General features: G+C 63.2%; 9 protein-coding genes (1 of these 9 only partly in view). 2 read left to right on the top strand and 7 right to left on the bottom strand.

All coding sequences use genetic code 11. From position 1 onward, the window contains the following. The 6 genes in view from ABR948_RS02825 to ABR948_RS02800 are tightly spaced (at most 18 nt apart) and all read right to left on the bottom strand, a layout consistent with a single transcriptional unit that may run on beyond the window. Positions 1–542, bottom strand: partial view of a PulJ/GspJ family protein gene (locus ABR948_RS02825; protein ID WP_428113919.1) — the 5' portion only. It extends 178 nt beyond the left edge of the window; the window shows 542 of its 720 coding nt (coding positions 1–542); its start codon is at positions 540–542; its stop codon lies beyond the left edge, outside the window. Continuing rightward, entirely contained in the window at positions 539–952 is a 414-nt protein-coding gene (locus tag ABR948_RS02820) for a PulJ/GspJ family protein (RefSeq protein WP_428113918.1), read from the bottom strand. Before ABR948_RS02820 ends, ABR948_RS02825 begins: the two co-directional genes overlap by 4 nt. Further along, positions 924–1,388, bottom strand: a complete 465-nt coding sequence (locus ABR948_RS02815) for a prepilin-type N-terminal cleavage/methylation domain-containing protein (RefSeq protein ID WP_428113917.1) — start codon at positions 1,386–1,388, stop codon at positions 924–926. The genes ABR948_RS02820 and ABR948_RS02815 overlap by 29 nt, the downstream gene beginning before the upstream one ends. After that, on the bottom strand, positions 1,381–1,893 hold the full coding sequence (gene gspG, locus ABR948_RS02810; RefSeq protein WP_428113916.1) for a type II secretion system major pseudopilin GspG: 513 nt from the start codon (positions 1,891–1,893) through the stop codon (positions 1,381–1,383). The genes ABR948_RS02815 and gspG overlap by 8 nt, the downstream gene beginning before the upstream one ends. Positions 1,894–1,911: 18 nt before the next feature. After that, the gene (locus ABR948_RS02805; RefSeq protein WP_428113915.1) at positions 1,912–3,123 is read right to left on the bottom strand and encodes a type II secretion system F family protein; all 1,212 of its coding nucleotides are present in this window, start codon (positions 3,121–3,123) and stop codon (positions 1,912–1,914) included. A 3-nt stretch (positions 3,124–3,126) separates the two neighbouring features. Then, positions 3,127–4,809 carry a GspE/PulE family protein gene (locus tag ABR948_RS02800; RefSeq protein WP_428113914.1) on the bottom strand — a complete coding sequence of 561 codons (1,683 nt, stop codon included), beginning with the start codon at positions 4,807–4,809 and terminating at the stop codon, positions 3,127–3,129. 340 nt (positions 4,810–5,149) lie between these two features. Here ABR948_RS02800 and gspD point away from each other — a divergent pair, with 340 nt between their 5' ends. Both gspD and ABR948_RS02790 read left to right on the top strand, forming a co-directional pair. Next, a complete protein-coding gene (gene gspD / locus ABR948_RS02795) occupies positions 5,150–7,483 on the top strand; it encodes a type II secretion system secretin GspD (RefSeq protein WP_428113913.1) in 2,334 nt (777 codons plus the stop codon). After that, a complete protein-coding gene (locus tag ABR948_RS02790) occupies positions 7,473–8,090 on the top strand; it encodes a tetratricopeptide repeat protein (RefSeq protein ID WP_428113912.1) in 618 nt (205 codons plus the stop codon). The genes gspD and ABR948_RS02790 overlap by 11 nt, the downstream gene beginning before the upstream one ends. Positions 8,091–8,125: 35 nt before the next feature. Here ABR948_RS02790 and dhaK read toward each other — a convergent pair whose 3' ends face one another. Beyond that, positions 8,126–9,115: a dihydroxyacetone kinase subunit DhaK gene (gene dhaK / locus ABR948_RS02785; RefSeq protein WP_428113911.1), complete on the bottom strand. Its 990-nt coding sequence runs from the start codon at positions 9,113–9,115 to the stop codon at positions 8,126–8,128. Positions 9,116–9,140: the final 25 nt, after the last annotated feature.

The following is a 9,140-nucleotide window of genomic DNA, read 5'->3' as shown; positions in this document are numbered from 1 at the left end:
GGCAGCTTTTCGGAATCACGCCAGATGGTTTTCCATATCCGGTCCGGGCCGGCATAGGCGAACGACAGCCGGAACGGCGCTCGCAACAGCACCACCGGGTCGGCGAAATGCAGCTGTTCGGACAATGTCGACGCCGGCGGCAGCGGCGTGAAACGCGCCCGTGAACGGACCGCTACAAATTCCCGGTTTTCGGTGGTCTCGCCCAGACGCACGACGTCCAGCCCCGGCGCGGCGTTTGGGCCCAACGCCGTGCGCACGAAGATCACCGACAGCTCCTTCCCATCGAACAGGGGATGGTGCGAGTCGCGGTTGGCGGGAACATATTCGGCCGCCGCGAGATCGGCGCCGATGCGCTGCAGCGCAATCCCCATCACTTCGCTGCGCTGGATGCGTTCGACGCCCCGATTCCAGTTCGGCAGCCATTGCGCGGTCAAGCTGGCCAGCGCCGACAATACCAGCCCCGTCAAGGCCAGCGCGACGATGGTTTCGAGCAGCGTAAAGCCGCGCTCGCCGATCCGTTGTTGTGCAAGCGGAGCGTTCATTCGTCGGGCCTGTGCATCAGCCGCACGGTGCGAATGTCCGATACCGCGCCGGAAGGAGATCGAACACGAATTCTGACGAGTTCAGGAACCCAGGCAATGTCAGCGCCCGGCACCGCCCAGTCGCCGCCGAGCGGACCGACGTCGATCGTCCAGCGATAATTGTCAATCTGCCCCGACAGGGCACCCGGGCCAAGTCTGGTCCGCGCCGGAATGCCCGCGGTCATGACCGTGCGCGCCGCCTGCATCAGTGCGACATGCTGCTCCAGCGACCGCACGCCCCGCACATTGGTCGCCATCACCGAACCGATCGCAACGACGGAGACGGCCACGATCGCAAGCGCGATCAGCACTTCGATGATCGTGAACCCGGCGTCGCGGCGGTCAGTTGGAGGCGGTGTTACGGGAAACAATCTCGACCCTCCCGGTCAGCCAGTTAACGCGAATTTCAAAGCCCGTATCGAGGCGCGTCAGCGCGATGGTCCCGCCGCATGACGTTCCGTTGGCAAAAAAACTGATCGTCGACAGCGCCGCCTGTCGCCGGCAGGTCTGCGGCAGCATGGCGTCGAAGCGCACATCGTCGGGTATGCGGATTGACTCCGACGTCGCGCCCGAGTGGATCGCGCGTGCGCCCGCATCGACCAGCGTCGCGACGCTGGTCTGCCGGCCGATCGCCGCGCCCCGATCCGCTTTCAGAAGCGTCGCGGTCTGCAGCGCATAGGCCTGCAACCGGGCCCGGGATGTCTCACGTGGAATGAACGGCAACAGCACGGCCGCCAACAGCGCGATAATGCCGAGGACACACACCATTTCCAGCAAGGTGAAGCCGCGTTGGGCGCCATCACTCATTTTTCGCACTGGTCAGGTTCTCGAGTGAAATATCCGCCGCGACCCCGCTGCCACCTTCCTGGCCGTCGGCGCCGTAAGATACGATGTCATAGGGTCCATGCTCCCCGGGCGACCGGTACACGTAGCCGTGGTTCCAGGGATCGTTGGGAATATTGCCGCCCTTGAGATAAGGCCCGTTCCAGCCGGCGACGCCCGGCGTCTGCCGGACCAGGGCTGCCAGCCCTTCGCCCGTCGATGGAAACCGGCCGGCATCGAGATAGAACAGGTCGAGCGCGCCCGCGAAGCTTTGCAACTGAATCCTCGCGGCCTTGACCTTGGATTCGCTGAGATAGTTCAGAACGCGCGGACCTATCAAACCCATGATGAGGCCGATAATGGTGATGACCACCAGCATTTCGACCAACGTAAAACCCTGCTGGCCTGTCTGCCGGCGACAAATTTCCCGCGCCTGTCCGGGCTTTGCGCGCCGAACGAAAAACCCGCCGATGTCTTTGATCGTTATCATGATGAACCAACCTCTGATCTAGCCGACAAGTTGAGTAACCGACAGCAGCGCGGTCATGACCGACACGATCAGTCCGCCGACCACCGTGCTGATGGTGACAATAGCAAGCGGTCCGACGATGCCGACGATGCGGTCGAGGCTGCGCTGCAACTTCGCTTCGTAGAATTCGGCGACCCGGGCCGCCAGCGCCGGCAATTGTCCGGTTTCCTCGCCCAGCCGCAGCATGCGGACCGCCATCGGCGGCAGACTGCTCGCGGCGGACAGGGCATCGGACAGCTTGCCGCCGTGACGCACGCGATCCGCGGCCGCCGCCCAGGTGGCCTCGCCGCCGGTCACCGCCATGATATCGACCAGGATACGCAGGGTTGCGGTCAGATTGACGCCGCTGCCAAGCAGGACGCCGAGATTGCGGCAGAAAAGACTTGTACGATAGAACAGAAAGACGCCGGCGATTCCCGGAACGCGGGAGATCGCGCTCATGACCACCGCACCGGTGCCGGGCCGGCGCAGCAGCCACCAGATTCCGGCCACCGCCGCGGCGGAGGTCAGCAGCGCCACGGTCGCGTTGGCCCGCAGGAAATCCGACAGCCTGATGAAGACGCTGAGCGCGGTGTCCGACTTTGCGCCGAAGTCCTGCAGAACCGATGAAAATTGTGGCAGCACGAACAGGATAAAGAACAGCATGACGCAGGCCGCCGCGATCAGCACGAAGATCGGATACTGCATCGCATCGGTGAGCTTGCGACGCATCTGCTCGGATCGGTTCCGTTCTGTTCCCAGCATGTCAAGCACCTGGTCGAGCGTGCCCGAGACTTCGCCGACGCGAACCAGCGCGCCGTACATCGGGGGAAACAGCAGCGGATGATTGCCAACCGCATCGGCCAGGCTTTCTCCGCTGAGCAGGGCCGCGCGCAGCTTGCCAACCACCGGACGCAACCGGCCGACATCGGAATCGCTGGCAAGCAGTTCGAGGGCGTCGTCGAGGCGAGCGCCCGCCTTCAAGAGCAGCGCCAGATCCCGGGTGAACGTCGTCACCTCGGCCGCACTCGGCCGGCCGAACAGCCCGAACCCGCCGGCTCCGGCGGTCGTTCGCTTGTCCTCGGTGGTCTCGATCGGCAGCAGCCGGAGATATTCGATCCGGCGCGCGACCTCCGCGGGCGTAGGCGCCGACAGCGTGCCGTGCACGATCTCGCCGTTTTGGGTCAGGGCTCGATAGCGATAATTCGGCACGGTTCACCGCACGGTTGTGACGCGGAGAATCTCCGCGGGCGAGGTCAATCCGGCGCGGCATTTCGCGATACCGTCGTCGAGCATCGTCGTCATCCCGGCGCGGATAGCCATCTCGTCGATCTTCAGCCCGTCGGTCTTTTCTCCGATCAGTTCGCGAAGATCGTTGGACAGCTCGAGAATCTCGAACACCCCCAACCGGCCGCGATAGCCAAGGCCGCCGCAGCGCTCACAGCCGCACGGCTGCTGAAGCGTCTCACCGGGGCGGAAACCGAACGCACCGAGCCGAGGGTCTTCGGCGAGGTCAGCCTCGGTGAGAGTTTTTGGGGATTTGCAGCGTTCGCACAGCTGACGAACCAGCCGTTGTGCAACGACCGCCCGCAACACCGATCGTAACAGGTAGCCTTCGACGCCGAGATCGAGCAGGCGGGGCACCGCCGCCGCGGCGGTTTCGGTGTGCAACGTTGTCAGCACCAGATGCCCGGTGAGCGCCGCGTGGACGGCCACATGCGCGGTCTCGGCATCACGTACTTCGCCGACCATGATGACGTCGGGATCCTGGCGAACGAACGAACGCAGCGCCGCCGCAAAGGTCAGCCCGATCGCCGGCTTGATCTGCGATTGATTAACGCCGGGTATTTCGTACTCGACCGGATCCTCGATGGTCAGGATTTTGCGAACCGGCTCGTTCAGGATCGACAGGATGGTCGCCAGCGTCGTGGTCTTGCCGCTGCCGGTCGGGCCTGTGATGATGATCATGCCGTGGGGCATCTTCAGCAAGCGGCGGAGCGTGGCGTCGTCGGCCGATGAAAATCCAAGTTTCTCGACAACGAGCAACCCTCGATCCTTCGGCAGGATGCGGATAACCGCGGATTCCCCGTACTGGGTCGGCATGATCGCGACGCGGATGTCGACGTCGGAACGCCCCGCACGCAGTCGCGCGGCGCCGTCCTGCGGCAGGCGACGCTCGGCAATGTTGAGGCTGGCGACGATCTTGATGCGGGAAATCACGGCTTGAGGCAAGACGCCTGCGGGCGCCGCGACCGGGCGCAACAAGCCGTCGATGCGCATGCGGACTACCAGCCCGCTATGGAACGGCTCGATATGAATGTCGCTGGCACGAAGTTCGACCGCCTTTTCAAGGAGATCGTTGACCGCGCGCACCACGGGCGCGCCGCTGGCCAGATCGCGCAGGCTCTCGATATCGTCTTCGCGCGGCTGCGCGGTCTCGCCGCCGCCCATGGCCTCGACGTCGTCTTCGCCCAGACGCTGACCGAGCGCGACCGCTAGATCGTCGAATGCCGCGACCCTGATGACGACCCCCTCACCGAGCACGATCTGGGCGGCACGCCGCGCTGCCATGTCGGTTGGATCCGCCACCGCGAGCACTGCGGCGCCGTCGGCCGATCGATAAGGCAGCACCATCATTTCCCGCAGGAAGCGTTGCGAGAATGACGTCACCAGCGGCACCGCGGACAGCATGTCCTGCAGCGCCGCGCGTTCCAGACCGTGGAAACGCGCCGCTTCGTCCGCGAACTCGCCGGCCGACAGGTCGGTGAGCTCCCAAAGCTTGCCTTGACGGCGAACGGAAGCCTCCTGCCCGGCGGTGGTGTCGCGGTCGTCCACCCGCGTCAAATGCTTGTTTTGACGCAGATGTTCCACGAACCGTGAAGACAGGTCGGTGGTCATTCGTCCTTCCAGTCGCATCGCTTTTGAGACCGGTCGGCGGATCGCTCAACGCCGCCATGGCCGTCGTCCGAGAGCTGTCGGCAACGGCAGGGTTATTGATCCAAAGTGTGACAGCTGTACGAAGCGCACGGCATGGAGGCCGTTTAAAGAAAAATCAGCGGCGACCGTCACTCGGCAGCAACATTCCTCTCAAATTTCGGGACGGTTTGCCGAATGAATCAGCGATCTCCGGCGCGAATAATAATTCCTGTCACACTCCGCCGCTATCTATGCCGGTCGGACCGGATGGATTGTGACAAACAATCCACGAGTCCGGACAGACAGGTAGAACGGCGGAAATATGGTACGCGTGGGTAAACTGGGCTGGTATCCCACGATCGGTCGCAGCGTTTGCGCCATTTTCGTGCTGCTGGCCACGGGTGTGTTGGTCTCCTGCAATTCCGCGACCACCAGTTCGACGACGGATAGCTCCCAGATCGACGTGCTCGACAAGGTGCGTTCACTGGACATCCTGCCGCGCCAGCCGCAGCCGATAAGCGCCGCCACCACCACTTCGGGCCAACGCAGCCAACCCGTGGTATTCGAAGGCACGGAGGTGACCGCGGTCTCCGAAGAGCGCCCGCAGCCGGTCGCCAGCGGTCGCGGCTTCGATCTGAATTTTGAAAACTCGCCTGTGGCCACCGTCGCCAAAGTCGTGTTGGGCGATATCCTGGGCGTGGGCTACACCATCGATCCGCGCGTACAGGGCACGGTCAGCCTTGTCTCCGTCAGGCCGGTCGCCAAATCCGATATCATCTTCGTGCTCGAAAATGCCTTACGGCTCAGTGGAATAGTTCTGCTCCGCGACACCACCGGCTATCGTCTGACGCCGCTCGGCGACGCGGTCGGCGCAGGGCGGGTCGATGCGGCCGCCTCCAGCCCAGAACCGGGCTTTGGAGTTTCCGTCGTACCGCTGCAATATGTTTCGGCGCAAACGCTGTTGAAACTGATGGACAGCTTTGCCACCAAGGCTGGTACGGTCCGTGCCGACATACCACGAAATCTTCTGCTGATTCAGGGCACCGGTGCCGAGCGTCGCTCCGCTGTGGACACCGCAGTCAGCTTCGACGTCGACTGGATGCGCGGCCAATCGGTCGGAATTTTTCCGATCTCAAGCGGGGGCCCGGCACCCATCATCGCGGAACTGGAAAAGATCGTGGACTCCGGCGAAAACGGTCTCAGCCAGAACGTCATCAAGTTTCAACCGGTGGCCCGTCTCAACGCCATCATGGTGGTCAGCAAAAAGCCCGAATTGCTGCGCGCCGCCGCGACCTGGATCAAGCGGCTCGATCACGCGGATACCGCGAGAACCAGCGTCCACGTCTATCGGGTGAAATACGGCGAGGCCCGCCAGATTGCGCGGGTGCTCACCGACATGTTCATCGGCGGCTCGTCCTCCGGCCTGCTCGACAGCGCCGACAATCAGATCGCGCCCGGATCGGGCGCATCCACGACTTCCAGCGGCGACCGTCTTTCGCAGAACGGTAGCGCATCATCATCATCATCGACGAACGGATTTGGCCCGCGCGGCGGAACCGGAAGCGGCGGTACGCTCGGATCCGGCGCGCAAGCGGGGGGCGCGAATGCGGCCAACGGGAATGGAGCACTCGACGGCCGCCCCCCAGGGGCAGGCAACGGCCAACCGGTTTTGCAGGACGTCCGGATCACGCCGGATATTATCAACAATACGCTGCTGATCTACGCGGACCAGGCCAACTACCGGATCATCGAAGCGACCCTGAATCAGGTCGATCAACCGCAATTGCAGGTCGCAATCGACGCGACGATCGCCGAGGTGACGCTCAACGACGACCTGAATTATGGCGTGCAAACCTACCTGACCAGCCAAAATATCGGACTGAAGCCAAACACCGGCTCCATTCTCAACACCCAGGCAACGACCGCGCCGGCTACCACCACGGACCCCACGACGGGTCTGGTGTCGGTCGCGGGTTCTGTCACCAATGCATTCATCAATCGCGCATTTCCAGGATTCAACTTCCTGGTCGGATCGGAAACACAGCCGAGCCTCATTCTCCAGGCTCTGCATAACGTCACCACCGTCAAGGTTCTCTCGAACCCCTCGCTCGTCGTCATCAATAATCAGGTGGCCACCCTTCAGGTCGGCGACTCGGTGCCGGTGTCCACCGGTAGCGCAACGGTGCTGACGACGAGCAACACCGTCGTGAACACGATCGACTATCGCAACACCGGCATCATTCTCCGGGTGTCTCCGCGCATCAGCGTCAACGGCAATGTCAGGCTCGACATCGAACAGGAGATCAGCAACGTCTCGGCCGCTACCGCCACCAGCCTGACGCCGACGGTGTCGGAACGAAAGGTCAAGAGCTCGATTTCGGTGGCGACCGGGCAAACGGTGCTGCTGGCGGGATTGATCAGCGAGCAACAGAACGGCACGCGCACCGGGTTGCCGGGGCTCGATCAAATTCCGATTCTCGGCGACGCCTTCGGTTTTCAGGACAAATCCACGGCACGCACCGAGCTGATCATTTTCATCCGGCCGCAGATCATCCGTGACGGCTCGGATGCCCACATTGTGGCCGAAGAACTTCGATCGAAATTGCGCGGAACCATTGAGGTGGCAAATGACAAAAAGGCCTCCGGTGTCCATTGATACCGGCATGGCGGTTCCGGCTGTTGCGCGCCGTTGCTGCGCGCTCGCCGCCTTAGTCGGGCGGCGGAGCCTGTGGGCCGTTCTGCTCGGTGTGTTGTCCGGTGCCGCTGCGACGCAGATCGTGTATGCCGATACGCTGGCGCCGACGACCGCAGCCTATTCCAGGAGTGGCGACATTCGCGCGGTCAGAAAACTGTCGACGCTTGCACAGCGCGGCAACGCCAGGGCGCTGGCTCGACTCGGCTTTATGTACGAACACGGCTTGGGCGAGCCGCAAGCCTACGAAGCCGCCGCTGACCTCTACGCCCGGGCCGCTGTTCAGGGGAATACCTTTGCTCAAGGCATGCTCGGATTGCTGTACGACAAGGGCCACGGCGTGCCGCAGGACTTCGTTCTCGCCTATAAATGGCTCGACCTCGCCGCGGCGCGCACCAACGGGCGCGAGCGGGATGCCTATGCGAGGTTGCGCGATGCGGTCGCGTCGAAAATGTCATACGATCAAATTGTGGAGGGCCAGCGGCTGGCCTTGAACTGGACGCGGGGCGTTTTCGCTCCATCCATTCGAGTGTCGCATGGTTTGCAGCATTCCGCGTATCATCCTGAATAATTCTGCGGATCGCTCGTTGAGCGGCGCCTGCTTGATCAGGCGCCCCAGCGCAGCGCCCCCGTGTGCACCGGCGCATCCCACAGGGCTTTGGCGTCGCCGTCGAGCACCGATACGGTGATTGATGCGCCAGCCATGTCGAGAGCCGTCACATAGGAGCCGGTCAGGAAGCGCGTCGCCGTGATCCCCGCGCCGTCCAGAATCCGCTTGGCACTGTTGACCATCAAATAGAGTTCGAGCAGCGGCGTGGCGCCGAACCCATTGACGAGAAGCAGCACTTCACTCCCCTGCTTCGGCGCAAGATCCTTGAGGATCGCTTCGAGCAGTTCGGCGGCGATCGCGTCAGCAGAAGCCAGCGGCACCCTGCGCCGACCGGGCTCGCCGTGAATGCCGACGCCCATTTCCATCTCATTATCGGCCAATGTGAAATTCGGCCGCCCCGCCGCCGGTACGGTACACGGCGTCAGCGCCACCCCCATCGAGCGCGTGCGCCGGTTGACCTCGTCGCCAAGCACCTTGAGATCGGCCAGCGGCATCCCGGTCTCGGCCGCCGCGCCGACCATCTTTTCCACGATCAGGGTACCTGCGACACCGCGACGGCCGGTGGTGTAGGTCGACTTCTCAACCGCCACGTCGTCGTTGGTCACCACACTCGCGACTTCCCGCCCGGCCATCTCGGCAGCCATGGCGAAATTCATCACATCGCCTTCGTAGTTCTTGACGATGAAAAGGACACCCGCGCCGGTGTCGACGGCCTCCGCGGCCTCGATCATCTGGTCTGGCGTCGGTGAGGTGAAGACCTGGCCCGGGCAGGCGGCATCGAGCATGCCGTGACCGACATAGCCGGCATGCAGCGGCTCGTGCCCCGAACCGCCGCCCGAAATCAGCGCCACCTTTCCAGGCTTGAGCGTGCGGCGCCGCACGAATTTGCGCTCGGCGCCAAGAAGCAGGATATCCGCATGGGCTGCCGCGAAGCCATCAAGACTTTCTTCGAGTACCTTATCGACGCTGTTGATCAGCTTCTTCATGAACGTCCTCCCGATTGTTCACCTT

The organism is Bradyrhizobium sp., from assembly GCF_050014615.1.
Taxonomy (GTDB): Bacteria; Pseudomonadota; Alphaproteobacteria; order Rhizobiales; family Xanthobacteraceae; genus Bradyrhizobium.
Note: the sequence above shows the minus strand (reverse complement) of the source record. Positions and strands in the feature narration are given on the sequence as shown.